A 24,808-nucleotide genomic window follows, 5' to 3' on the forward strand; every position below is an offset into this window, starting at 1 on the left:
GCGCGTTTCGAACCGCCGGGATGCGGCAGGGCATCACAAAACGCGGCAGTATACCCGAGGGTTTCGTTGCGAAGGGGGTTGCTGACGGGAGGTTTGAGGGAGTGCGCAAATGAATGCGACGCAGCCGTTGTGGCGAGGGGATTTATCCCCGCTGGGTTGCGTAGCAGCCCCTCATGTTGCTTGAGTCGCGCTAATCCCTAGTAATGAGTCGGCTGCGTTGGGGCTGCGTTGCAGCCCAGCGGGGATAAATCCCCTCGCCACAATGTATGAGTACAGCCCGGCAAGAAGGCAAATCCACCACGCGGCTGGCCTGAGCGCTCAAGAAAGCCTAGAATTCCCGCATTGTTTATTCCCCAAGGTAGCCTGTAATGTCCTTCGCTGAGCAACTGACCCGCCTGCAAGTGTTCCTCGACGCCGATGAGCTGCACGAAGAGGCGCTGGATTACGTGGCCGCTCATGGCTACCTGACCGCCCTGTCGATCTGCTCCGAGCAGGTGCCGGAGCGTGAATGGATCGACGCCCTGTTCGCCGAAGAACCGCACTACAGCGACGAAGCCCAACGCGCCGAAATCGAAGCGACGCTGGTCGGCCTCAAGGCTCACATCGCCCGCCAACTGGCTTCCGATGAAGAATTCGAGCTGCCGTGCGAGCTGGACCTGGGCGACGATCCGGACGATTCGGAACTGCGCGGCTGGTGCATCGGCTTCATGGAAGGCGTGTTCCTGCGCGAAGCGGCCTGGTTCGAAACCGCCGAAGAGGAAGTCAGCGAAATGCTGTTGCCGATCATGGTCGGTTCCGGTCTGTTCGACGAGCAACCGGAGTTTTCCGACATTGCCGCCGACGCGAACCTGATGGACGACATGATCGTGCAAATCCCCGAAGCGCTGACCGCCTTGTACCTGCTGTGCAACGCCCCGGACGAAAAACCGGCGATCCTCAAGCCGCGCCACCACTGAGTCAGCGGGTGCCTGCGCCCCTCGGCAATCGCCCGCTGATCCTGCGCTACGCTCTGCTCGCCATCGGCTGGCTGAGCGTGGTGCTGGGGGTCATCGGCATCTTTATTCCCGTCCTTCCCACCACCCCCTTCCTGTTATTGGCCGCGGCCTGCTTCGCCCGCAGTTCGCCACGCTTCTACCGCTGGCTGGTGGAGCATCCGCGCCTCGGCCCCTGGATCGGCGACTACCTCAGCGGCAACGGCATCCCGCTCAAGGGCAAGGTCTACGCTATCGGGTTGATGTGGGCGAGCATCCTGCTGTCGTGCTACCTGGTGCCCCTGCCATGGGCGCGGGTGTTCATGCTGACCAGCGCGGTGCTGGTGACGGTGTATATCCTCAGGCAGAAGACGCTGCGCAAACCTGATTGAATGCCCTTGTGGCGAGGGAGCTTGCTCCCGCTGGGAGGCGAAGCCGCCCTGAAATCAGCTGATGCGATTCCCCAGGCAGACCGCGCCTGCCGATTTTACGACTGCTGCGCAGCCGAGCGGGAGCAAGCTCCCTCGCCACGGGAACAGCGGTGCCTGGGTCCGGGAAAATTTTATGCGGGCCAAAATTAAAAACCCGCCATCTCCAGAGCAGAGATGGCGGGTTTTGTCGTTTCAGCTCATCTCACACCGTGTCGACCTTCAACGAATGGTCGTTCAGCATGCCGTTGATGATGGTCGCGGTATCCGCGCCGCCGATCATTCCGCCTGCGCCCGGCGTGACGCCGTAGTGACTGGCGAGGTTGACGCCGGCCAGGTCGATGGTCTGGTTCGGCGTGGCGCCGGCGGTGCTGCTGACGTCGATGCTGGTGATCAACGAGGCTCCACTGCCGGTCACGCTGAAGTGCAGGTAGTCATCAAGCGACGCCGCGCTGCCGTTCTCGCCCAGCAGCAGTTGCGACAGGTCGAGTTTGTCGAGGCCCGGTGTGAAATCCGTAATGACGTCGTGACCGCTGTTGCCCGCCTGCCATTGGAACGTGTCGGCGCCGTTGCCACCGGTGAGGGTGTTGTTGCCCAGGCCGCCGATCAGCAGGTCATCGCCGTTACCGCCGTTGAGCACGTCATGGCCGAGGCCGCCGTCGATGCGATTGCTCAGGCTGTCGCCGGTCAGGTGGTCGTTGAAGTTCGAACCGACCAGGTTCTCGATGCCGGCCAGGGTGTCGGTGCCGGCCCCCAGGGTGTTCTGTCCGGCCAGCAGGCCGAGATTTACCGTGACGCCGCCGGTGGCATGGGCATAACTGGCGGTGTCGTTGCCAGTGCCGCCGTCGAGCAGGTCGTTACCGGCACTGCTGTAGAGCAAGTCATCGCCAGCCCCGCCATGCAAGGTGTTGTTGCCCGCGCCGGTGCTGAGGATGTCGTTGCCGTCGCCGGCGTTGAGCACGTTGTTGCCATTGCCGGCCAGCAGTACATCGTTGCCCGTGGTCCCCGTCAGGGTGTGGCCCGCCTGATAGCTGATGCCCACCCCGGCGGAATCGCTGCCGCCGTGGTTGTCGCTGGCAGTGTAGCTGCCGTGATAATCGGGAGTAGTGTCCTGGGCACCGGCGTAGTTGACGGTCAGGGTCAGTTGGTAATTTTCCGAGGCATTGGCGTTGCCATTGCCGGGGTTGGGAATGTTGGTGACGTGGATCTGATAATTGCCATCCGCCGCCGCGGTGAACGAGGCGCCGTCGTTGATTGCGATGAAGGGGCCGCCGTTAAGCGAATATTCCATGGCGATGCGACCGGCCGTGAGATTGTGATCCAGGGTCAGGGTTTCGCCTTGCTTGAGGCTGATGTTGAGCCGGTCTTCATCGTTGGCGTTGTTGTTCGACACCGCCCCCAGCGCCCCGCTGACCACCAGCACCGCGGTCATGCTCGCGGTGTTGGCGACGAAGGCACTGCGGTTGAGGCTGATCGACTGGGCGTTGTTGCCAGTGAAACTGGCGGTACCGGCGCTGCCGGTGAAATCCGCGCCCCTGGCCACCCAGCCGGTATTAAAACTGGTCGGTGATGCGGAGAGCGGGTCGCCGTTGGCGTCGCTGTCATTGCCCAGCAGCAGTTCACCCGGAACCACGATATTGCCCGAGAGCACGTTGGTGATGACGTTGTCATCGACCGCCACCGGAGCGCTGTTGGGTTGGACTTTGATCACCAGGTTGGAGCCCGCCAGGTCACCATCGTTATCGCTGAGGGTGTAGCCGATGTTCTCGGTGATCAAGGTGCTGGTGGTGGTCTGGGAGGTGTAGCTGAACGCGCCGGTATCAAGATTCACCACGAGCATGCCGTCATGCCCGGTGGCGATGCTGACGGTGTTGGTCGCGGTGTTGAAGGTGCCGTGGTTGGCCCCGCCGCTGACGGTCAGCGCCCCCTGGCCACCGTTGGCATCGGGGTTGTAGCTGTAGGTCGTGCCGTCCACCACCAGGCTTTTGATAAACCCGCCGTCGGCACCGAACGAGCCGCCTTCGCCAAACAGGCTGCCGGTAACCGGCACACCTTGCACCGTGCCGGAAAGCACCGAATTGAGCTGGTTCAAGTCAGTCACCACCACCGCGTTGGTGTTGGTGTGGGTGCTGCCGTCGTAGGCCAGCGGGTCAAGATTGACGTTTCTGGCGCCGCTGCCCAGGCCGACGGCGTAATTCTTGATGCTGTTGGCGTCGAGGAAGGCCTTCCACGCGGCCTCGTCCGCCGGGCCGATGTCGCCCTTGGTCGGCTTGCCGTCGGAGAAAAAATAGCCAATGTTCTGGGCGCCGGTCAGTTGCCCCGGTGTTGCGAACGCCGTCTTGGCCATCTCTACGGCCGCATCGTAATTGGTATCACCGTGCGCTTTCAGCGCGGCGATCAGTGTCTTGGCGGTTGCCACGTCCACCCACACGGCACTCTGGCCGGTGGCGCTGCCGCTGAAGGTCACAAGCTGGACTTTCACGTCGCCCATGTCGTCGTATTTGTCGAGCAAGGCGCTGATCGCCTGTTTGGCCAGGTCCATTCGCGAGAGGCCCGGCACACCGGAATCGTCTTTCATGCTGCCGGACACGTCGAGCACGATCAGCAGGTTCGAATCGATCTCCACCGCCGGGACCGAACGCTCGGACGCGACAGCCTTGGGCACATCGTCGACGATGCTCACCACCAGGTTGCCGGTGGTGCTGTTGCCCAGGGAATCGGTGGCCTGATAGGTGAAGCTTTCGGTCAATACGTTCGGGCCATTGTTGGCATGCGGCGTGGTATTCGCCGGCGAGGTCAGCGTATAGGTGTAAGAGCCGTCGGCGTTGAGCAGCAACTGGCCGTGAGCGCCATTGGCGTCTCCCACCAAGGCAAATGTCACGGCGCCGGTTGCACCGCTGACCGAACCGACCAAGGTGCCGGTGGCGGTTTCGCCGGTGCTGCCCGGCTCGCTGCCGGTGGCGCTGCCGGGTGCCAGGTCCTGGCCGTCCTGTTTCAGGTCCAGGGCTTTTTCGTAAACGGTGACGTCATGATCGGTTTCAGCGACCAGGCAACTGTTGTGCACGTCGATGGTGATGGTCGTGGTGCTTTCATCCCCATCGGCATCGCGCACGGTGTAGGTGAATACATCGGTGGCACCCGGTACGCCAACGGAGTCCGGATTGCTGTGATAGACCGCGTTGCCATTGGCATCCAGGGTCAGGTAGCCGTAGGTGCCGTTGATCTGGCTGTTCAGGACGCCGCTGGCCGGGCTTGACGTATCGTTGCCGGACCGCACGCCGATCACCACGCCACCATCGGCGCCGAGCACGTCGTTATCCAGCACGTTGCCGCTGACCGTCCCGCCCTCCACCACCGCCGCGGTATCACAGTGCGCCTTGGGCACATCGTCGACGATGTTGATAACGATGGTGCTGGTGACGCTGTTACCGAGTGAGTCCGTAGCTTGGTACGTGAAGCTTTCGCTCAACACGTTCGGACCATCATTGGCGGCGGGCGTTGTCGTGGCGGGCGACGTCAGGGTGTAGGTGTACGAACCGTCCGGGTTGAGCAACAGTTGTCCATGGGCGCCAGTGGCATTGCCGATCAGGGCGAAGGTGACGGCGCCGACGGCACCGGTCACCGAGCCGACAAGGCTGCCGCTCGCGGTTTCACTGCTGGCATTCGGCGCACTGCCGGTGACGGTGCCGGGGGCCAGGTCCTGGCCATCCTGGTTGAGATCCAGGGCTTTTTCATAGACGCGGATTTCCTGGTCAGGGGTTGCGGCCAGGCAGCTGTTATAAACGTCGATGGTGATGGTCGTGGTGCTCTCGTCGCCATCGGCGTCGCGCACGGTATAGGTGAACACATCGGTGGCGCCCGGTGCGCTGACGGCGTTCGGGTTGCTGTGGTAGACCGCGTTGCCGTTGGCGTCCAGGGTAAGGTAGCCGTAGGTGCCATTGATCTGGCTGTTGAGGCCGCCTACGGCGGAGGTCGATGTATCGCTGCCGGCGCGTACGCCGATCACTGCGCCGCTGGCGGCAGGCCCGTCGGCGCCGCCCTCGTCGTTGTTCAGCACGTTGCCGCTGACCGTCGCGCCCTCTTCCACCGAGGCGGAGTCGGCGTGGGCCTTGGGCAAGTCATCGACAATGTTCACGTCCAGGTTGCCGGTGGCCGTGGTGCCGTTGTCATCAGTGACCACCACGCTGAACTGCTCGCCCAGGCTGTTCGCGCCGTTGGCATTTGGATGCGCTTCGTTGTCGAGCAAGGTGTAGCTGTAGCTGACCACGCCCGTGGCGGCGTTGAAGCCGGTGACGGTCAAGGTGTTGCCCAACGCGGTGGTGATCGATTGCGGGAAACCGGCGGCGACGCCACCGCTGACGACAGTGATGCCGCCGACGCTCAGGGTTTGCACGCCGTCCAGCGCGGTGATGGTGAAAGTGCCGCTCTGGGTCAGCGCCGAGGCGTCCGGGTTGCTGCCGTCGCCGAGGTTTTTCTCCTGCACCGTGAGCTCGCCGCCCTCGGTGTCGAGGCCGTTGATGATCACCGGGTCGTCGTTGTTGTGCACTTGCAACACCAGGTTGGCAGTGCTGGTATCGCCGTCGGCGTCGGTCAGGGTGTAGGTGAAGGTTTCGCTGCCGTTGCCGCCGCCATGCAGGCCTTTGAAATCGGTGTCGCCAGGGTTAAGCGTGTAGGTGTAGGAGCCGTCGGCGTTGAGCACCAGCGTGCCGTAGGTGCCGGTGAAAGTGCCGGGAGTAATCGGCCCGGACGCCACCTGATCGGCGCCTTGGTTGTCGTTGGGCAGCACGCTGCCGGTCAGGGTCAGGTTGTTTTCCGAGGCAGTACCGGCGTTGCTGTCGTCCACGGCCTGAGGCAAGTCATCGACGATGTTCACGTCCAGGTTGCCGGTGGCCGTGGTGCCGTTGTCATCAGTGACCACCACGCTGAACTGCTCGCCCAGGCTGTTCGCGCCGTTGGCATTTGGATGCGCTTCGTTGTCGAGCAAGGTGTAGCTGTAGCTGACCACGCCCGTGGCGGCGTTGAAGCCGGTGACGGTCAAGGTGTTGCCCAACGCGGTGGTGATCGATTGCGGGAAACCGGCGGCGACGCCACCGCTGACCACAGTGATGCCGCCGACGCTCAGGGTTTGCACGCCGTCCAGCGCGGTGATGGTGAAAGTGCCGCTCTGGGTCAGCGCCGAGGCGTCCGGGTTGCTGCCGTCGCCGAGGTTTTTCTCCTGCACCGTGAGCTCGCCGCCCTCGGTGTCGAGGCCGTTGATGATCACCGGGTCGTCGTTGTTGTGCACTTGCAGCACCAGGTTGGCAGTGCTGGTGTCGCCGTCGGCGTCGGTCAGGGTGTAGGTGAAGGTTTCGGTGCCGTTGCCGCCGCCGTGCAGGCCTTTGAAATCGGTGTCGCCAGGGTTAAGCGTGTAGGTGTAGGAGCCGTCGGCGTTGAGCACCAGCGTGCCGTAGGTGCCGGTGAAAGTGCCGGGAGTAATCGGCCCGGACGCCACCTGATCGGCGCCTTGGTTGTCGTTGGGCAGCACGCTGCCGGTCAGGGTCAGGTTGTTTTCCGAGGCAGTACCGGCGTTGCTGTCGTCCACGGCCTGAGGCAAGTCATCGACGATGTTCACGTCCAGGTTGCCGGTGGCCGTGGTGCCGTTGTCATCAGTGACCACCACGCTGAACTGCTCGCCCAGGCTGTTCGCGCCGTTGGCATTTGGATGCGCTTCGTTGTCGAGCAAGGTGTAGCTGTAGCTGACCACGCCCGTGGCGGCGTTGAAGCCGGTGACGGTCAAGGTGTTGCCCAACGCGGTGGTGATCGATTGCGGGAAACCGGCGGCGACGCCACCGCTGACCACAGTGATGCCGCCGACGCTCAGGGTCTGCACGCCGTCCAGCGCGGTGATGGTGAAAGTGCCGCTCTGGGTCAGCGCCGAGGCGTCCGGGTTGCTGCCGTCGCCGAGGTTTTTCTCCTGCACCGTGAGCTCGCCGCCCTCGGTGTCGAGGCCGTTGATGATCACCGGGTCGTCGTTGTTGTGCACTTGCAGCACCAGGTTGGCAGTGCTGGTGTCGCCGTCGGCGTCGGTCAGGGTGTAGGTGAAGGTTTCGGTGCCGTTGCCGCCGCCGTGCAACGCAACGAATTGCGGGTCGCTGGTATTCAGGGTGTAGGTGTACGTACCGTTGGGGTTGAGCACCAGCGTGCCGTAGGTACCGGTGAACGTGCCGCCGATGATCGGCCCGCTGTCGGGGCCGGTGGGTATGCGATCAGCGCCCTGGTCATCGTTGGGCAACACGTTGCCAGTGAGGGTGACGAGGGTTTCCGATGCGCTGCTGGCGTGGCTGTCATCGATTGCCTGGGGTACGTCGTCGGTAATGTTGACGTCCAGGGTTCCGTTGGCCGTATCGCCGTCGTTATCGACGGCCACGACCGGGAATTGCTCGCTGATGGTATTGGCACCACCGCCCGCCGGATGGGTTTCGTTGTCGGTCAGGGTATAGGTGTAGCTCACCACGCCAGTGGCGGGGTCATAGCCGGTGATGGTCAGCGTGTTGCCCAGCGCCGAGGTGACGGACTGCGGGAAACCTGAAGCCACGCCGCCAGCGATCACGCTGATACCGCCGATGCTCAGGCTGTTCAAGCCGTCGGGAGCGGAAACGCTGAAGGTGCCGCTTTGCACCAGCGCGCCAGGATTGCTGGCGGTACCGTCGGCAAGATTGGCCTCGTTGGTGCTCAGCTCGCCGCCGTCCACGGTCACGCCATCAAGGGTGACGGGGTTGTCCGGCGTTTCAGGAATGACCGGCGGCACGGTTCCATCGCCATCATCGCCATCGTTGGCGTCCGGATCAGCCGCCAGCTCCAGTTGTGGAAACTCGGGAATCCCGTTGAACCCGGCGGTTGGGAAGCCAATCAGAGGATCAACCTCCCCGGCTACCTCCTCCAGCAGCACAAAGCTGTGCCCACCGCCCACTCCGCCCGGGTTGCCGCCCTCGGCGCCCGCCGCCGTGGCCTCGCCCGTCTGGGTCGGGTCGGCGCCGGCGGCGATGGCTTGCTGCAATTGCTGCACATCGGTCAGTTGCGCATTACTTGGCACTGGCGCTTCGGGCGTGTCGACAGGCGCTGCCTGGTTGGCGAGCAGCTGCGGGGTCAGGGTCAGGTCACTTTCGCGGCCCAAGGTCAGTTCCTGGCCGTTCTGCAAATGCACGGCTACCGCCCCCTCAGCGCCGGTGATCAGGTGCTCACCGGCGTACAACCGATCACCTTCGATCAACGGGCGCCGCAGCCCACCGGCGGCCTCTGCGAAAACCTGCCCTACGACCTTACTGACGGTACCGATGAGCGCTGCCATGTGCATTTCCTCCGTTGCCAACCGTAGTCGGCACCTGTGCTGGGTGAAGAAGCGAGACTCAGGCTGGCCGTCAGAATCTGGAAAATCTGCCAGCTTTCGCGAGATCGGAAGGTAGCGGATTTTCGCCACAACGACAAAAAACCGTCACGCATGCCGCCTCACTTTTAAATCTTTTTGCCCTTCTTCACATCGTTTCGAAATTTATCTGGAACTTTTTATTGACGTCTGTAATCCGTCAAGAGCCTTAAATACAAAGGCTTTCGCGTTGAACAATGTGCCGGTTTTTTCCTGGCTCATAAGTTTTTTTTGGAATAAGCATTATGAGAAATTCTTCTTAGGCTTTTCCTGGAATGTTCTTAGCTGTGTTGTTACAAGGTTGAAACGGTTTTGATCTTTTACACGTCAATATTCTGGCGACAACGAAGCACAACAGACCTCAGGAGATGCATCCCATGCGCGTTCTTACCCCTCTCTGCAGCGCGGTTTTGCTGGCCATGGCCTGCTCTTCTCAAGCGCAGGCCATGTCCTTGACCGAAGCGATACAGAGCACCATCGCGACCCACCCGGAACTCGCACAGCGGGTGGACAGCCGTTTGTCGGCCAATGAAGACGTCAAGGTCGCCCGGGGCGGTTTTTTCCCGTCGGTGGATTTGAACGCCGGCTATGGTCGGGGCTACAGCGACAACACCAACACCCGGGCGCTGGGCAACCATCACACCAATATCCTCACCTACACCCAGTCGGAGCTGCGCCTGCGCCAGATGATCTTTGACGGGTTCAACACCGCCAACGAAGTGGAACGCACCAAGGGTGTGGTCAACTCCCGCGCCTATTACGCCCAGGGCACCGCGCAGGACCTGGCCCTGCGGACCATCGAGGTCTACCTGGAAGTGCTCAAGCGTCGCGAGCTGGTAACCCTGGCCAAGAACAACCTGCAGGCGCACCTGCGCGTCAACGACCAGATCGGCCTGCGCACCGAGCGTGGGGTGGGCAGCACGGCCGACTCCGACCAGTCCAATGCCCGTCGGGCCCTGGCGGAAAACAACTACGATACCGCCCAGGTCGACCTGGCCGATGCCGAGGCGAACTTCTACAGCGTGGTCGGGCGCATGCCCGATGAGCTGGAAGCCCCGCCGTCGACCAAGGGCGAAATCCCGGTCGACCTGCGCGAAGCCCAGCAGAGCATGGTGGATAACAACCCGTACCTGAAATCGGCCCAGGCCGACATCCAGTCCGCCGAAAGCCAGTATGAAGTGGCGAAATCGCCGTTCTACCCGCGCTTCGATGCGGAAGCGGCGGTGGGCGCCAACAACAACCTCGGCGGCGAAGAAGGCCACGACAACAACTGGCGGCTGGGCGTGGTGATGAACTACAACCTGTTGCGCGGTGGTAGCGACAAGGCCCGGCTGGCCTCCAACGCCCACCAGATCAACCAGGCCATGGACATCCGCAACAACGCCCTGCGCCAACTCAACGAAGACACGCGCCTGGCCTGGAACGCGATGCTCAACGCCCGCAAACAGACCCCGACGGCCCGTGAGTACGCCGACACCACCGCCCGCGTGCGTGCCGCTTATCAAGACCAGTTCGGCCTCGGCCAACGGACCCTGCTCGACTTGCTCGACAGCGAAAACGAGCTGTACAACGCCAACCGTCGCTACACCGAGGTGCGCTACACCGAGGAATACTCCATGTACCGCGTGCTGGCGAACATGGGCCTGTTGTTGAGCAAACAGCGGATCGTGCTGCCGGCCGACGCCGTCGCCCAGACCGAAGTCAAGAACCAGGCACGGCTGCCGGAACTGAAGTAGTCCATGGGAGCGATCGACATGACCCGCATGGAACCGGTAATCCCCGGCGCCGACCCGCGCCTGAACTTCGATGACCCGTTGCTGGACGGCTTGTTGATCCTCTGCAAACTCCATGGCGCGACTGTCAGCCGCGCCAGCCTCAGCGCCGGGTTGCCAATGGCGCACCAACGCCTGAGCCTGGACCTGCTGCCTCGCGCAGCGGCCCGGGCCAGTCTGCAGGCGCGGCTGCTGCGTCGCGACCTGGCGGACATTTCAGCGCTCAATCTGCCGGTGATGCTGATTCTGGCCGGAGGTCGCTGCGCGATATTGCGCCGCTGGGGTGACGACGGCCAGGCGCTGATCCTGCCCAGCGAAGCCGATGGCGGCGAACAATGGGTCAGCCGCCAGGAGCTGGCCGCCGACTACAGCGGCCAGGCCTTGTTCGCCCGACCGCGCCACGAACTGGAAGATTTGCGCGCGCCGCTGGTCCCGCGAGTCGAGGCCTGGTTTCGTGACACCTTGAAACTGTCGCGCTGGCTGTACAGCGACGCGATCCTGGCGAGCTTTCTGATCAACTTGCTGGGATTGATGGTGCCGCTGTTCGTAATGCAGACCTACGACCGCGTGGTGCCGAACCAGGCCACGTCGACATTGTGGGTGCTGGCTGTCGGGCTGCTGATTGGCACCGGCTTCGAACTGGTGTTGCGGGTCGTGCGGGCTCATCTGCTGGACAGCGCCGGCAAAAAGACCGACGTGATTCTCTCCGCCACGCTGTTCGAACGCATCACCGGCATGGCGATGAAAGCCAAGCCGGTGACCATCGGCGGCTTCGCCCAGAGCATCCATGACTTCCAGGGCCTGCGGGAATTTCTTACCGCCGTGACCCTGACCAGCCTGATCGACTTGCCCTTTGCCGTGCTGATGCTGGTGGTGATCGGCCTGCTTGGCGGCTGGCTGGTGGTGATACCCGTGGTGGCGTTCCCGATCACCGTGGTTTTCGCCATGATCATCCAGGCGCGCCTGCGCGACACCGTGCAGAAAAGCCTGGCCCTCGGCGCCCAACGCCAGGCCTTGCTGATCGAAACCCTCGGCGGCCTGGAAACCCTCAAGGCCTGCAGCGCCGAAAGCGAACGCCAGCATCAGTGGGAAAGCACTCATGGCGCCCTCACCCGCCTCGACAGCCACGCCCGCAACCTTTCGGCGCTGGCAACCAATGGCACGCTGTTCCTGCAACAACTGGCCGGCATGGCAACCATCGTCGCCGGCGTCTACAGCATCATTGCCGGCAACCTCAGCGTCGGCGCACTGGTGGCGACCTACATGCTCGGCAGCCGGGTCCTCGCGCCGCTGGGCCAGATCGCCGGGCTGATCACTCGCTACCAGCAAGCCCAGCTCACCATGCGCAGCACCGATGCCTTGATGGCCCTGCCCCAGGAGCGCGACGCCAGCCAGCGTCCGCTGGAGCGCACCCAATTGCAGGGCGCCCTGGATGTCAGCGGCGTGACCTTCCACTACGACGGCCAGAGTACCCCGGCGTTGGCGAACGTCAGTTTCAGCCTCAAGCCTGGCGAGCGCGTCGGGATCATCGGCCGCAGCGGCTCGGGCAAAAGCACCCTGGCGCGCCTGGTGATGGGTTTTTATGCCCCGCAGGAAGGTCAGTTGCTGCTCGATGGCCTGGACCTGCGGCAACTGGACGTCGCCGACCTGCGTCAACAGATCGGCTACGTCGCCCACGACCTGCCTCTGCTGGCCGGCAGCCTGCGCGACAACCTCACCCTTGGCGCCCGCTACATCAGCGACGGCCGCATGCTGGAGGTGGCGGAACTCACCGGCGTGACCGAACTGGCGCGCCAGCACCCGCAAGGCTTCGATCGCCCGGTCGGCGAGCGCGGCCAGCTGCTGTCCGGAGGCCAGCGCCAGGCCGTGCTGCTGGCGCGGGCCCTGCTGCTCGACCCGCCGATCCTCTTGCTCGATGAACCCACCAGCGCCATGGACAACAGCAGCGAAGATACCTTGCGGCAAAAACTTCACGCCCATGTGCAGGGCAAGACCGTGCTGCTGGTCACCCACCGTACCTCGATGCTGAGCCTGGTGGATCGCCTGGTGGTGCTGGAAAACGGACGGATCGTGGCGGACGGACCGAAGGACGCGGTGATCGATGCGCTGCGCAAAGGGCGGGTGGGGTCTGCTGCAGTATAAAAGTTACCAACTATTCCTCCCCACAAAAGCAGCACTCAGTAAATCTTAATTAACCAACGGGTACTGCCCCATGCCAGCTCAAACACCTGATTCAGCCGCCCGAAGCTACTTCGGCAGTTTCAGCAAAAGCGCCGAAAGCGAGTTCATGCCGGAAACCGCCAGCGCGACATTGCAGGACTCGCCCCGGCGTTCGCGCGTGACGGTGTGGCTGGCCGCCGGGCTGATTGTCAGCGGTTTGGTCTGGGCCAAACTGGCCGTGCTGCAGGAAGTCACCACGGGCGAAGGCAAGGCGATTCCATCGAGCAAGGTCCAGGTGATCCAGAACCTGGAAGGCGGCATCGTCACCGAGATTTTCGTGCGCGAAGGCCAGATGGTGAACAAGGGCGAGACCCTGCTGCGCCTGGATGACACGCGGTTCCTCTCAAACAAGGGCGAGAGCGAGGCCGATCGTTATGCCCTCACGGCCCAGGTCGAACGCCTGTCGGCCGAGGCTGAAGGGCGACCGTTTGCGCTGTCGGCAGAGGTGACCGCCAAGGCCCCGCAAGTGGCCGAAGACGAACGTTCGTTGTATCAACAACGCCAGCGGCGCCTGGCCAGCGAGCAACGCACCCTCACCGAACAGCTGCGGCAGAAAACCCAGGAACTCGCCGAGTTTCGCTCCAAACAAGGCCAGTTCAGCTCGGCCCTGTCCTTGCTGCAGGAAGAAATGAACATGTCGGCGCCGCTGGTGCGTACCGGGGCGGTTTCACCGGTGGAAATCCTCCGGCTCAAGCGCAGCGCGGTGGAGGTGCGCGGCTCACTCAACGCCACCACCCTGGCGATCCCTCGGGCCGAGTCGGCGATCAACGAGATCAAGAGCAAGATCGACGAATCGGAGCAGTCCTTCCGCTCCGACGCGGCCAAGGAGCTCAACGAGAAACGCACTGAACTGTCGAAAATCACCGCATCGAGCATCGCCATCGATGACCGGGTGACCCGCACCACCGTGGTCTCGCCGGTGCGTGGGGTGATCAAGCAGCTCAAGGTCAACACCATTGGCGGTGTGGTCCAGCCGGGCAGCGACATGGTCGAAATCGTGCCACTGGAGGACAACCTGCTGATCGAAGCCAAGGTCCGTCCGCAAGACGTGGCCTTTCTCCACCCGGGCCAGAAAGCCATGGTCAAGTTCAGCGCCTACGACTACACAATCTATGGCGGCCTGAGCGCCAAGCTCGAACTGATCGGCGCCGACACCATCACCGATGACAAGGGCAACAGCTTCTACCTGATCCAGGTGCGCACCGATAAAAACCATTTGGGCGGCGATGCCAAACCGTTGCTGATCATCCCGGGGATGGTGGCCACGGTGGACATCATTACCGGGGAGAAAAGTGTACTGGATTACCTGCTCAAGCCGGTGTTGAAGGCGCGGACCGAGGCGATGCGTGAGCGCTGATATGTGGCGATTGTTCCGCCGCTTTCGCGAGCAGGCTCGCTCCCACAGTGGATCTTGGTTGATGCCGAATATTGTGAGCACAGAAGATCCATTGTGGGAGCGAGCCTGCTCGCGAAGAGGCCAGCACCAACAACCTACTTCCCGGAATGATTACGCCTGAAGGTGTCCTCCCCCATCGCCGCGATCTGCCCCTCGATCAGCGCCTCGAACGGCCTCAGCAACGGCTCGAAACTTGTCGGTGCTTCGAGGGTTTGCAGTGCCTGGACAATCGCCTCCACCGTCGACAACGCGCCCGGCCCGGGCGCCTTGCGCAAGCGGTAACGGGACACGCCGCCGTTGGCGAGGGTGACCCTCGGCAGCGCCGCCAGCAACGGGTTCAGGTGCAGCAGCTTGCGCGCCTTGCGCCAGGTGCCGTCGGGGACGACCAATAACAACGGGTCATTGCTGGGACCGTAGGCTTGCATCGGCTGCGCATCGTCGGCGGGAAACAACAACCGCGCCTGATAACCCGGTTGATCGAGCAACCTGGGCAAATCGTCGAACACCTCGCCGACGATCAATTCGGCGTTGTTCAGGCCCAATGCCGCCAACCGCGCCGTGTTCAAGGCATGGTTCACCTCGCTGGGATGCTGCAACAGCAGAACACGGGTGCGGCTGTCGAGACTGGGGATCAACGGGCACAGGCAATGGCTTTGCGGACGGTGGCAACGCGGGCATTGAATTCTGGACATGGTCAGGCCTGGTTCAGTTGAGCTTTGAGCAGATCACGGAAGGTCTGGATCAGCGGCTCGCGGCTGCGGCCACGGCGCACGATCATCGAAAACGGCGCCTGATAGCCAAAGGTTGCCGGCAGCAGCACGCGCAGATCGCCCTTGTCGACCCAGGCCTGGGCGTAGTGCTCGGGCAGATAACCGATGTAGGCACCGGACAGCACCAGAATCAGTTGCGCTTCCATACTTTCTACCGTCGCCGCGCTGTGCTTGAAGCCGTGGCGCGCCAGTTCGGCCTGGCTCCAGTAACCGCGCCCGACCATACGCTGCTGGGTAATGAGTTGCTCAGGGATGCGCCGTTCGTTGAATAACGGATGCCGGTTGCTGCAATACAACCAGTGCTGTTCGCGGTACAGCGGCATATAGACCAGCCCGCTCATACGCGTGGAAAACGCGCCGATGGCCAGGTCCAGGCGATTGTCCTGCACGCCGAGTTGCAACTCGTAGGGGCTCATGACCGACAGGTGCAAATGCACCGCCGGGTGCTCCTGGCTGTAGGCGCCGATGGCTTCGGCGAACGGCAACGCCTTGTCGCTGACCGTCGAATCGATCACGCCCAGGTTCAGCGTACCGCGCAACTCACCCTTGAGCGCCGCGGCGTATTGCTCGAAACCTTCGAGCTCGCCCAACAGGCGCAGGGTCTCCTGATGGAACAGCTCGCCTTTGCTGGTCAGGCTGAACCCGCCCCGCCCACGATGACAGAGCACCAGGCCCAGGGCCGATTCGAGTTGGCTCATATAGGTGCTGATCGCCGACGTGGAAAGGTTGAGCTCGTGCTGGGCATTGGCAAACCCTTGGTGACGGACCACGCTGACGAAAATGCGCAGCAGTTTCAGGTCGGGTAGAGCGTTGGCCATGGGGACTCCAAATACAAACAGGACACTGCAAACCTGTGGCGAGGGGATTTAGCGAAACGTCGCACCGCCCCGCTGGGCTGCGCAGTCCCAAGACAGCCAACTCAAACAGCCTGACACACCGAGGTGCCTGGGTTTAGGGCCGCTTCGCGCCCCAGCGGGGATAAATCCCCTCGCCACGGGATGGAGTAGGCGTCGCAGCGGAGTCTATCGCCCCGTCTCGCATTAGTTTAGAAAAATCTGAACTAAGTATTTGCCGTCAGCGATTCTTCACGGCGAAGGCTTTTCGCAGAATCGGCCCCTGATAAATAAAACAAACGATGAGGCCCTACCCGTGGACAAGATTCTTCACCAACCACTGGGCGGCAACGAAATGCCGCGCTTCGGCGGCATCGCCACCATGATGCGCCTGCCCCATTTGCCCACCGCCGCCGGCCTGGACGCAGCCTTTGTCGGCGTGCCACTGGACATCGGCACCTCCCTGCGCGCCGGTACCCGCTTCGGGCCCCGCGAGATCCGCGCCGAATCCGTGATGATCCGTCCCTACAACATGGCCACCGGTGCCGCGCCGTTCGACTCGCTGTCGGTGGCGGACATTGGCGACGTGGCAATCAATACCTTCAACCTGCTGGACGCGGTGCGGATCATCGAAGAGTCGTACCACAAGATCCTCGAACACAACGTCATCCCCCTGACGCTGGGCGGCGACCACACCATCACCCTGCCGATCCTGCGGGCGATCCACAAAAAGCATGGCAAGGTCGGCCTCGTGCACATCGACGCCCACGCCGATGTGAACGATCACATGTTCGGCGAAAAAATCGCCCACGGCACCACTTTCCGCCGCGCCGTGGAAGAAGGCCTGCTCGACTGCGATCGCGTGGTGCAGATCGGCCTGCGCGCCCAGGGTTATACCGCCGAGGATTTCAACTGGAGCCGTAACCAGGGCTTCCGTGTGGTCCAGGCCGAAGAATGCTGGCACAAGTCTCTGGCCCCATTGATGGCCGAAGTGCGCGAGAAAGTCGGTGGCGGCCCGGTGTACCTGAGCTTCGACATCGACGGCATCGATCCGGCCTGGGCGCCAGGCACCGGCACCCCGGAAATCGGCGGCCTGACCACCATCCAGGCGATCGAGATCGTCCGTGGCTGCCAGGGCCTCGACCTGGTCGGTTGCGATCTGGTAGAAGTTTCGCCGCCGTACGACACCACCGGCAACACCTCGCTGCTGGGCGCCAACCTGCTGTACGAGATGCTCTGCGTACTGCCCGGCGTGGTCCATCGCTGAGGCGCCGCCATGAGCCATCGAGATCAGGTTCTCAAGGCCGCCGCCGAACTGGTATCGGCCTTCGCCCGCAATGACCGCGAGGCTTACTTCGGCGCATTCAGCGCCGATGCGAGCTTCGTGTTCTACACCCTCGAACAGCCGCTGCTGTCACGCGAGGCCTACCAGGCCATGTGGGACCGCTGGCGCGCCGAGGATGGCTTCGAGGTGCTGCGTTGCACCTCGAACAACGCCTTCGTCAGCCTGCAAGGGGACGTGGCGATTTTCATCCATGACGTGGCCACCGAGCTGCGCATGCAAGGGGAGCTGCACTTTAGCCAGGAGCGCGAAACCATCGTGTTTCGCCAAGAACAACAAGGCCTATGGCTGGCCTGTCATGAACATTTGTCCGCAATGCCGGAAGGGCTGCCACCCCCTTAGCCAAACAGGCGACGTTCACATCCGATGAACGCGCCTCGATGATCGGAGCAGATCATGAATAACAATAACGATAAAAGCCTTACGCAAATTGAAACCAATGGGGTCGAACAGATCCCCGACCACCAACGAACCGCCGGCCCGGGGGATCTGTTTCGACTGATCTTCGGCGGCGCCAACACCTTTGCCACCGCGGTGCTCGGCAGCTTTCCGGTGCTGTTCGGGCTGTCATTCCAGGCCGGAGTCTGGGCCATCGTGCTGGGGGTACTGGTCGGTTCGATCATCCTCGCGCCGATGGGCCTGTTCGGCCCGCTCAACGGCACCAACAACGCCGTGTCCTCGGGTGCGCATTTTGGCGTCCATGGGCGAATCGTCGGCTCGTTCCTCTCGCTGCTGACCGCCATCGCGTTCTTCTCGCTGTCGGTGTGGAGCTCGGGCGACGCGCTGATCGGCGGCGCCAAGCGACTGGTCGGCGTACCGGAAACCGACCTGAGCCTGGGCCTGGCCTACGGCCTGTTTGCCCTGCTGGTATTGACGGTGTGCATCTACGGCTTTCGTTTCATGCTGTGGGTCAACCGCATCGCCGTGTGGGCCGCCAGCCTGTTGTTCCTGCTGGGCATCTTCGCCTTCGCGCCGAGCTTCGACAGCCAGTTCGCCGGCACGGTCAGCCTCGGCCAGCCGGGCTTCTACGCCGCCTTCATCGGCGCGGCGCTGGTGGCCATGAGCAACCCGATTTCCTTCGGCGCGTTCCTCGGCGACTGGTCGCGCTACATCCCGCGCAACACGCCCAAGCCACGCATCATGCTGGCGGTCATCGCCGCTCAGTTGGCCACGCTGATACCGTTTCTGTTCGGCCTTGCCACCGCCACCATCGTCGCGATCAAGGCGCCGGACTACATCGCCGCGAGCAACTACGTGGGCGGCCTGCTGGCGGTCTCGCCGGGCTGGTTCTTCCTGCCGGTGTGCCTGATCGCGGTGATCGGCGGCATGTCCACCGGCACCACCTCGCTGTATGGCACCGGGCTGGACATGTCCAGCGTGTTCCCACGGCTGCTGTCGCGGGTCAAGGCGACGCTGCTGATCGGCGTGCTGTCGATTGCGTTCATCTTCATCGGGCGCTTCGCCGCGAACCTGGTACAGAGCGTCTCGACCTTCGCCGTGCTGATCATCACCTGCACCACGCCGTGGATGGTGATCATGATCATCGGCCTGCTGGTGCGCCGCGGCTTCTACTGCCCGGACGACCTGCAAGTCTTCACCCGTGGCGAAACCGGCGGGCGCTACTGGTTCAGCCATGGCTGGAACTGGCGCGGCCTGGGGGCGTGGATTCCCAGCGCACTGGTGGGGCTGTGCTTCGTCAACCTGCCGGGGCAATTCGTCGGGCCGTTGGGAGAGCTGGCCGGTGGCATCGACGTCAGTCTGCCGGTGACCCTGGGGCTGGCCTCGGTGGTGTACCTGCTGTTGCTCGGGCTGTTTCCGGAACCGGCGGCGGTGTATGGGCCGCAGGTATGGCGAGGGGATTCATCCCCGCTGGAGCGCGAAGCGGTCCCAAACCCTGACATCTCGGTGTGCCAGACAGATTGAGTTGCCTGTGTTGGGGCTGCTTCGCAGCCCAGCGGGGATAAATCCCCTCGCCACAAACTGCAACCCACCCGACTTCCGATAAAAATAGAACCGGAGACACGCCATCATGGCCTTGGATTTAATCGTCGTTCTCATCTACGCCACCGGCATGATCGCCCTGGGCTGGTACGGCATGCGCCGCGCCAAGACCCGCGACGACTACCTCGTCGCCGGGCGCAACCTCGGTCCGGGTTTTTACCTGGGCACCATGGCCGCCACCGTGCTGGGTGGCGCGTCGACCATCGGCACTGTGCGTCTGGGCTATGTCCACGGCATTTCCGGCTTCTGGTTGTGCGGCGCCATCGGCCTGGGCATCGTCGGGCTGAGCCTGTTCCTCGCCAAGCCGTTGCTCAAGCTGAGGATCTACACCGTGACCCAAGTGCTGGAGCGCCGCTACAACCCGGCCGCGCGCCATGCCAGCGCGGTGATCATGCTGGTCTATGCGCTGATGATCGGCGCCACCTCGACCATCGCCATCGGCACGGTCATGCAGGTGCTGTTCGGCCTGCCCTTCTGGGTTTCGATCCTGGTGGGCGGCGGCGTGGTGGTTCTTTATTCCACAATCGGCGGCATGTGGTCGCTGACCCTGACCGACATCGTCCAGTTCCTGATCATGACCATCGGCCTGGTGTTTCTGCTGATGCCAATGTCCATCAGTGACGCTGGTGGCTGGGACGCGATGGTAGCGGCTTTGCCGGCGCGTTATTTCGATTTCACCGCCATCGGCTGGGACACTATCCTCACCTACTTCCTGATCTACTTCTTCGGCATCTTCATCGGCCAGGACATCTGGCAACGGGTGTTCACCGCCCGCAGCGAAGGCGTGGCGAAAGTCGCCGGCACCGCGGCAGGTCTGTATTGTGTGCTCTACGGCCTTGCCGGTGCGCTGATCGGCATGGCCGCCAAAGTCTTGCTGCCGGACCTGGAAAACGTCAACAACGCCTTCGCCAGTGTGGTGCAAACCAGCCTGCCGAACGGCATTCGTGGCCTGGTGATCGCAGCCGCGTTGGCGGCATTGATGTCCACCGCCGCAGCAGGCCTGCTTGCGGCATCCACCACGGTGGTCCAGGACTTGCTGCCCCGCTTGCGCCAGGGCCGTGAAAGCGGCGACGGCGACGTTCACGAAAACCGTATCGCGACCCTGCTGCTGGGCGCGGTGGTATTGGCTATCGCCTTGGTCGTCAGCGACGTGATCAGCGCCCTGACATTGGCCTACAACCTGCTGGTCGGCGGCATGCTGATCCCGCTGATCGGGGCGATCTACTGGAAACGCGCAACCACCGCCGGCGCGATCACCAGCATGTCGCTGGGTTTCGTCACCGCGCTGTTCTTCATGTTCAAGGACGGCCTGGATGCGAACACGCCGATCTACTACAGCCTGAGCGTGGCGTTGGTGAGCTTCGTGGTGGTGAGCCTGCTGTCGCCACGGTCGGAGGTGGTGGCCAAGGCGGTTTGATCAGGTACCAGAAGAGTTTTCTTCGAGGGGTATGGCGTCGGTGCCATACCCCTTTTTTTGCCACAGGGGGCTCATGACACAAATAAAAAGATCGCAGTCTCAGGCCGTTTCAATTGAAACGGCCTGAGACTGCGATCTCTCCAAAAAAGTGGGTTTACCGGCGGCGCGGCTGGCGGCGGCGTTGCTCGTCGTCGGTGCGGATCGGGATCGGCTGCATGGGAGGTTCGATCAAGCCGAGCGCGACACCCAAGTCGTGAAGCCAGTTCTGGATTTTCTCTTTCATCGTGGTGCCCCCTCAGGGTGGTGCGAGCGGCAGATTTCTGTGGCCCCTTCGCACTGATAATAGTCCGAAGTCCTACGCAATGCTCGTTACAGATTGCAATGATCTGTTACTGAATTGATCCAAATCCCACGCCGGGAGTTCAAGCCGATTGCGCCGTGATCATTGGCGCCCGCGGCCACGCTTGTTGCTGCAACTCGATCCAGGCGTTCAGGTTGGCGCCGACCATGCCTTTGCGCCACATCAACCAGGTCGTCGCGCTGGCAAACGGCTCGGCCAACGCATGCACATTTACCCGTTCCCGCCCCGGCAGGCTGGCGAGCATCGACTCGGACATCAGCGCCACTCCGGAGCCGGCAATCACACAGGCCAGCATCCCCTGGTACGACTCGATCTCCATCGCCCGGCCCATGGTCGCATGATCATGGGCAAACCAGGCTTCCAAGCGCATCCGGTACGAACAGCCACGCCGGAAGGTGAATACCGCACGGCCTTGCACGTCCAGCGCGCTGCGCACCGGTGGATGGGCGGCCTCGGTGATGAGCACCAGCCGCTCGTCGCACAACGGCACGCCATCCAGCCCGGCCAACTCCAGCGGACCGTCTACCAGCGCCGCATCGAGGCGATTGGTGAGCAGGCCTTCAAGCAATTCTCCACTCGGCCCCGATTGCACTTGCAGGTTCACCGCCGGGTAGGCCCGGTGGTAAGCCGCCAGCAAGTCCGGCAAGTGGGTCGCCGCTGTGCTGTACATCGTGCCCAACACAAAATCTCCGGCCGGCTGGCCGCCCTGCACCGCCGCATGGGCTTCGTCATGCAGGGCGAACAGCTTGGTCGCGTAGTCCAACAGGACTTTTCCCGCAGGCGACAACTGCAAACGCTGACGCTCGCGCAGAAAAAGGTCCACGCCCAGCTGCTCTTCGAGCTGCTTGAGCCGGGTCGAGAGGTTCGAGGGCACCCGGTGCAAGCGCTCGGCCGCCCGGGTGATGGAACCTTCCTCGGCCACGGCCTGGAAAATCCGTAACTGGCTGAACTCCACGACATTCTCCAAAAAAGAACAAGTTACTCACTATTATTCATTTTTAATGAAAGTCAATCGGTTCTAGCCTGACGGTCAATCACCTCGACGCCGGAGATCGACCATGTCGCCCTTGACTCGCCTGCTCGCCAGCTTCATTGCCTTGATAATGGCCATGGGCATCGGCCGCTTCGCCCTTACACCGCAGTTACCTCATTTGATCGGCGAAGGTCAGGTCGACTTGACCGCCGCCGGTCTGATTGCCGCCGCCAACTATCTGGGTTACTTCCTAGGCGCTCTGGACGCCATGTTCGCCCGTCGCGCCGAACAGGTGCAGCGACGGCTGTTGGGCGGCCTGTGGTTATGCGTGCTGCTGACGCTGGCGTCGTTCTGGGCCTGGGGCTTCTGGCCGCACCTGGCGCTGCGCTTCGGCACCGGCGTGGCGAGCGCCTGGGTGATGGTGATGATCACCGCGTTGAGCCAACCCCTGGCGGCGGCAGCGGGACGGCCTCGGCTGGGCGCGTTGGTATTTGCCGGGCCGGGCATGGGGATTTTTCTTACCGGCTTGCTGGCCCTTGGCTCGAACCTGTTGGGCCAGACATCCGCCACCTTGTGGCTGGTGTACGCTGGCGCGGCGCTGCTGATGCTGCTGGTCATCCTGCCGGCCCTGCCGAAACCCGCGCCGGCGGCCACCCTCGCAGCGCCAGTCGTCGCTTCCGGCAGCAGCGGCATCGCCCGTCTTTGCGTGGTCTACGCCTTGTATGGCGTGGGCTACATCATTCCAGCGACGTTTCTGTCGCAGATGGCTTCGGCGCAATTTCACGGGCAATGGCAGGCCGACCTGTTCTGGCCCTGCTTCGGCCTGGCCGCCGCCACCGGTGTGCTGCTGGTGAGCCTGCGCCGGCCGAACCCGAACACCACCAGTCGCTGGCTGATGGCGACGTTGTGGCTGCAAGCCGCTGGCGTGTTTGCCTGCCTGCTGGGCAGCGGCACGGGCCTGGCCCTGGGCGTGTTTCTCTGTGGCGCGCCGTTTCTCGCCTGCATGCAACTGATGGTGATGCGTGCCCGAGAACTGGCCCCCCACGCGACCCAGCGCAACGTCGGCCTGCTGACCGCGTGTTTTGCCATCGGCCAGCTCAGCGGCCCCCTGCTGGCGGCGCTGAGCAGCCATTTCAGTGGCGGCCTGCAACCGGCACTGATTGTCGCCGGCAGCGGACTGTTGTTGGCCGGCGGACTGTTGCTGCGGCCCGCCAGACGTGGCGCGGCGAGCCCCTGCGCGCAGACCGCCCTGCGCTGATCAGGCCTGGCCAGCCGGGTTGAGCGAGGTATTCAGTTGTAGGGCTGGCTCACGCCGCGCCAAGGCGAAATACAGCACCCCGCCGAGGAAACACCCGGTGAACCAGGCAAAGTTGGCCATCGATTGCAGCAGCGGTGTGAAGGTGATTGCTACGCCCATCAGCGTCGCCGGAATCAACGCCTTGACCGCCGTCCAGTTGATGCCGCCGCTGTAGTAATAACGCCCGCTCGGCCCATCATTGAACAGCGCGTCGACGTCGATCTGCTGCTTTTTGATCAGGTAGTAATCCACCAGCAAGATGCCGAACAACGGGCCGATAAACGCCGCCAAGACGTCCAGGGTGTAGTGGATTACTTCAGGATTGTTGAACAGGTTCCACGGCGTGATGAAAATCGAGGCCACCGCCGCGATCATGCCGCCGGCGCGCCAACTGATCTTGCTCGGTGCCACGTTGGCGAAGTCGAAGGCCGGGGACACGAAGTTGGCGACAATATTGATGCCGATGGTCGCGGTCACGAAGGCAAAAGCCCCCAGCAACACCGCTACGTCGTTGTCGATGCGCGCCACGGTGGCGATCGGGTCATGGAGCATTTCGCCGAATACTGGCAACGTCCCGGACACAATCACCACGGTGACCAGCGAGAAGGCCAGGAAATTTACCGGCAGCCCCCAGAAATTGCCCCGACGCACGTCAGACATGCTCCGGCAGTACCGGCTGAAATCACCGAAATTCAGGGTCGGGCCGGAAAAATACGAGACCACCAGGGCTGTTGCCACGATCACTTGGCCGAACGCCTGCCAGCCAGACAGGGATTTCTCCGCCAGGGTAAAGCTGATGTTGCTCCAGCCGGCCTTCCAGACGATCCAGCCGGCCAACAGGAACATCACCGCATACACCACCGGCCCGGCCCAGTCGATAAAACGCCGGATCGACTCCATGCCCGTCCAGAACACCAGCGCCTGGACAAACCACAACCCGAGGAAACCGAACCAGCCCAGGTAGGACAAACCGGCAAAATGCGGCGTTGCGTAGGCTTCCATCGAAGGAAAGAACCGCAGCACCACAATGATCAGTGCGCTGGACGCCAGATACGTCTGGATGCCATACCAGGCCACGGCGATCAGGCCGCGGATCACCGCGGGGATATTCGCTCCGAACACGCCGAACGCCAGCCGGCATATCACCGGATAAGGCACCGCCGCCTGTTGGCTCGGCTTGGCGACCAGGTTGGCGATCAACTGCACAATGCAGATCCCGCCGAGCAGCGCGATCAGTACCTGCCAACTCGCCAGGCCCAGAGCGAACAAGCTGGCGGCAAACACATAGCCGCCGACGCTGTGCACATCACTCATCCAGAACGCGAAGATGTTGTACCAATTCCATTTCTGCGGCAGCGGCCCCAGATCTTCGTTATAGAGACGGGGGCTGTAGCCGTTGGGCAATTGCTCGGACATTGCGGGGCTCCTTTTGAGTACCGCCGTGCCCCCGAATTGATTGTCCACCACACTGCGCACGGGAGCCGGCATGGTTTGTATACGAGTTGCTACGCAGAATGCGTGCCACAGGCGCAAGATCCGAGACAAACCGTGGTTTACAGGGCAGGCGAAGGCCGAGCGAGCACAGGCATACGCCCACGAACGGGGCGCGGGTGCATGCTTAGGGT

16 protein-coding genes are annotated in these 24,808 nt (G+C 62.9%); 10 read left to right on the forward strand and 6 right to left on the reverse strand.

Features of this window, described 5'->3' with window-relative positions:
• Positions 1–368: 368 nt before the first annotated feature.
• Both J3P86_RS19060 and J3P86_RS19065 read left to right on the forward strand, forming a co-directional pair.
• Entirely contained in the window at positions 369–956 is a 588-nt protein-coding gene (locus tag J3P86_RS19060) for a UPF0149 family protein (protein ID WP_434629155.1), read from the forward strand.
• A gap of 8 nt (positions 957–964) precedes the next feature.
• Positions 965–1,363, forward strand: a complete 399-nt coding sequence (locus tag J3P86_RS19065; protein WP_434572566.1) for a YbaN family protein — start codon at positions 965–967, stop codon at positions 1,361–1,363.
• Positions 1,364–1,604: 241 nt separating this feature from the next.
• Here the strand turns inward: J3P86_RS19065 and J3P86_RS19070 are convergent, their stop codons facing one another.
• Positions 1,605–8,726 (reverse strand): retention module-containing protein, encoded by a 7,122-nt coding sequence (locus tag J3P86_RS19070; protein WP_434698637.1) that lies wholly within the window; start codon positions 8,724–8,726, stop codon positions 1,605–1,607.
• Positions 8,727–9,178: 452 nt separating this feature from the next.
• Between J3P86_RS19070 and J3P86_RS19075 the strand changes: the two genes are divergently transcribed.
• The 3 genes from J3P86_RS19075 (at position 9,179) to J3P86_RS19085 (ending at position 14,150) form a co-directional block, all read left to right on the forward strand.
• Positions 9,179–10,537 (forward strand): TolC family outer membrane protein, encoded by a 1,359-nt coding sequence (locus J3P86_RS19075; protein ID WP_305499524.1) that lies wholly within the window; start codon positions 9,179–9,181, stop codon positions 10,535–10,537.
• Between the two features lie 18 nt (positions 10,538–10,555).
• Positions 10,556–12,715, forward strand: coding sequence for a type I secretion system permease/ATPase (locus J3P86_RS19080; RefSeq protein ID WP_434601497.1), 2,160 nt, complete (start codon positions 10,556–10,558; stop codon positions 12,713–12,715).
• 70 nt (positions 12,716–12,785) lie between these two features.
• Positions 12,786–14,150 carry an HlyD family type I secretion periplasmic adaptor subunit gene (locus tag J3P86_RS19085; protein ID WP_434629148.1) on the forward strand — a complete coding sequence of 455 codons (1,365 nt, stop codon included), beginning with the start codon at positions 12,786–12,788 and terminating at the stop codon, positions 14,148–14,150.
• A 134-nt stretch (positions 14,151–14,284) separates the two neighbouring features.
• Here the strand turns inward: J3P86_RS19085 and J3P86_RS19090 are convergent, their stop codons facing one another.
• Both J3P86_RS19090 and J3P86_RS19095 read right to left on the reverse strand, forming a co-directional pair.
• Complete coding sequence (locus J3P86_RS19090) at positions 14,285–14,881, reverse strand: tRNA-uridine aminocarboxypropyltransferase (RefSeq protein ID WP_434698638.1); 597 nt, start codon at positions 14,879–14,881, stop codon at positions 14,285–14,287.
• A 2-nt stretch (positions 14,882–14,883) separates the two neighbouring features.
• The gene (locus tag J3P86_RS19095; protein WP_434572557.1) at positions 14,884–15,777 is read right to left on the reverse strand and encodes a LysR family transcriptional regulator; all 894 of its coding nucleotides are present in this window, start codon (positions 15,775–15,777) and stop codon (positions 14,884–14,886) included.
• Positions 15,778–16,108: 331 nt separating this feature from the next.
• On the opposite strand from J3P86_RS19095, the gene speB reads away from it, so the two are divergent.
• From speB to J3P86_RS19115, 4 genes are all read left to right on the forward strand, one after another.
• The gene (speB, locus tag J3P86_RS19100; protein WP_045155351.1) at positions 16,109–17,059 is read left to right on the forward strand and encodes an agmatinase; all 951 of its coding nucleotides are present in this window, start codon (positions 16,109–16,111) and stop codon (positions 17,057–17,059) included.
• 9 nt (positions 17,060–17,068) lie between these two features.
• Positions 17,069–17,476 carry a YybH family protein gene (locus tag J3P86_RS19105; protein ID WP_434629144.1) on the forward strand — a complete coding sequence of 136 codons (408 nt, stop codon included), beginning with the start codon at positions 17,069–17,071 and terminating at the stop codon, positions 17,474–17,476.
• Between the two features lie 51 nt (positions 17,477–17,527).
• Complete coding sequence (locus J3P86_RS19110; protein ID WP_434700660.1) at positions 17,528–19,057, forward strand: purine-cytosine permease family protein; 1,530 nt, start codon at positions 17,528–17,530, stop codon at positions 19,055–19,057.
• Between the two features lie 106 nt (positions 19,058–19,163).
• Positions 19,164–20,552: a sodium:solute symporter gene (locus J3P86_RS19115; protein WP_434601499.1), complete on the forward strand. Its 1,389-nt coding sequence runs from the start codon at positions 19,164–19,166 to the stop codon at positions 20,550–20,552.
• A gap of 154 nt (positions 20,553–20,706) precedes the next feature.
• Here J3P86_RS19115 and J3P86_RS19120 read toward each other — a convergent pair whose 3' ends face one another.
• A complete protein-coding gene (locus J3P86_RS19120) occupies positions 20,707–20,835 on the reverse strand; it encodes a PA1414 family protein (RefSeq protein ID WP_256222727.1) in 129 nt (42 codons plus the stop codon).
• A gap of 139 nt (positions 20,836–20,974) precedes the next feature.
• The gene (ptrR, locus tag J3P86_RS19125) at positions 20,975–21,868 is read right to left on the reverse strand and encodes a putrescine utilization regulator PtrR (RefSeq protein WP_434698639.1); all 894 of its coding nucleotides are present in this window, start codon (positions 21,866–21,868) and stop codon (positions 20,975–20,977) included.
• 103 nt (positions 21,869–21,971) lie between these two features.
• On the opposite strand from ptrR, the gene J3P86_RS19130 reads away from it, so the two are divergent.
• Entirely contained in the window at positions 21,972–23,144 is a 1,173-nt protein-coding gene (locus J3P86_RS19130; protein ID WP_434698640.1) for a YbfB/YjiJ family MFS transporter, read from the forward strand.
• Here J3P86_RS19130 and J3P86_RS19135 read toward each other — a convergent pair whose 3' ends face one another.
• On the reverse strand, positions 23,145–24,599 hold the full coding sequence (locus J3P86_RS19135) for an NCS1 family nucleobase:cation symporter-1 (protein ID WP_434629138.1): 1,455 nt from the start codon (positions 24,597–24,599) through the stop codon (positions 23,145–23,147).
• Positions 24,600–24,808 lie beyond the last annotated feature (209 nt).

It is taken from the genome of Pseudomonas sp. D1-1, from assembly GCF_051132225.1.
Lineage (GTDB): Bacteria > Pseudomonadota > Gammaproteobacteria > Pseudomonadales > Pseudomonadaceae > Aquipseudomonas.

Bases quoted from the DNA above. Each gene is read 5' to 3' on its own strand.
- J3P86_RS19130 (WP_434698640.1), top strand. From the start codon at position 21,972: ATGTCGCCCTTGACTCGCCTGCTCGCCAGCTTCATTGCCTTGATAATG.
- J3P86_RS19095 (WP_434572557.1), bottom strand. From the start codon at position 15,777: ATGGCCAACGCTCTACCCGACCTGAAACTGCTGCGCATTTTCGTCAGC.
- J3P86_RS19090 (WP_434698638.1), bottom strand. From the start codon at position 14,881: ATGTCCAGAATTCAATGCCCGCGTTGCCACCGTCCGCAAAGCCATTGC.
- J3P86_RS19105 (WP_434629144.1), top strand. From the start codon at position 17,069: ATGAGCCATCGAGATCAGGTTCTCAAGGCCGCCGCCGAACTGGTATCG.
- J3P86_RS19135 (WP_434629138.1), bottom strand. From the start codon at position 24,599: ATGTCCGAGCAATTGCCCAACGGCTACAGCCCCCGTCTCTATAACGAA.
- J3P86_RS19120 (WP_256222727.1), bottom strand. From the start codon at position 20,835: ATGAAAGAGAAAATCCAGAACTGGCTTCACGACTTGGGTGTCGCGCTC.
- J3P86_RS19080 (WP_434601497.1), top strand. From the start codon at position 10,556: ATGACCCGCATGGAACCGGTAATCCCCGGCGCCGACCCGCGCCTGAAC.
- J3P86_RS19070 (WP_434698637.1), bottom strand. From the start codon at position 8,726: ATGGCAGCGCTCATCGGTACCGTCAGTAAGGTCGTAGGGCAGGTTTTC.
- J3P86_RS19075 (WP_305499524.1), top strand. From the start codon at position 9,179: ATGCGCGTTCTTACCCCTCTCTGCAGCGCGGTTTTGCTGGCCATGGCC.
- J3P86_RS19085 (WP_434629148.1), top strand. From the start codon at position 12,786: ATGCCAGCTCAAACACCTGATTCAGCCGCCCGAAGCTACTTCGGCAGT.
- J3P86_RS19115 (WP_434601499.1), top strand. From the start codon at position 19,164: ATGGCCTTGGATTTAATCGTCGTTCTCATCTACGCCACCGGCATGATC.
- J3P86_RS19060 (WP_434629155.1), top strand. From the start codon at position 369: ATGTCCTTCGCTGAGCAACTGACCCGCCTGCAAGTGTTCCTCGACGCC.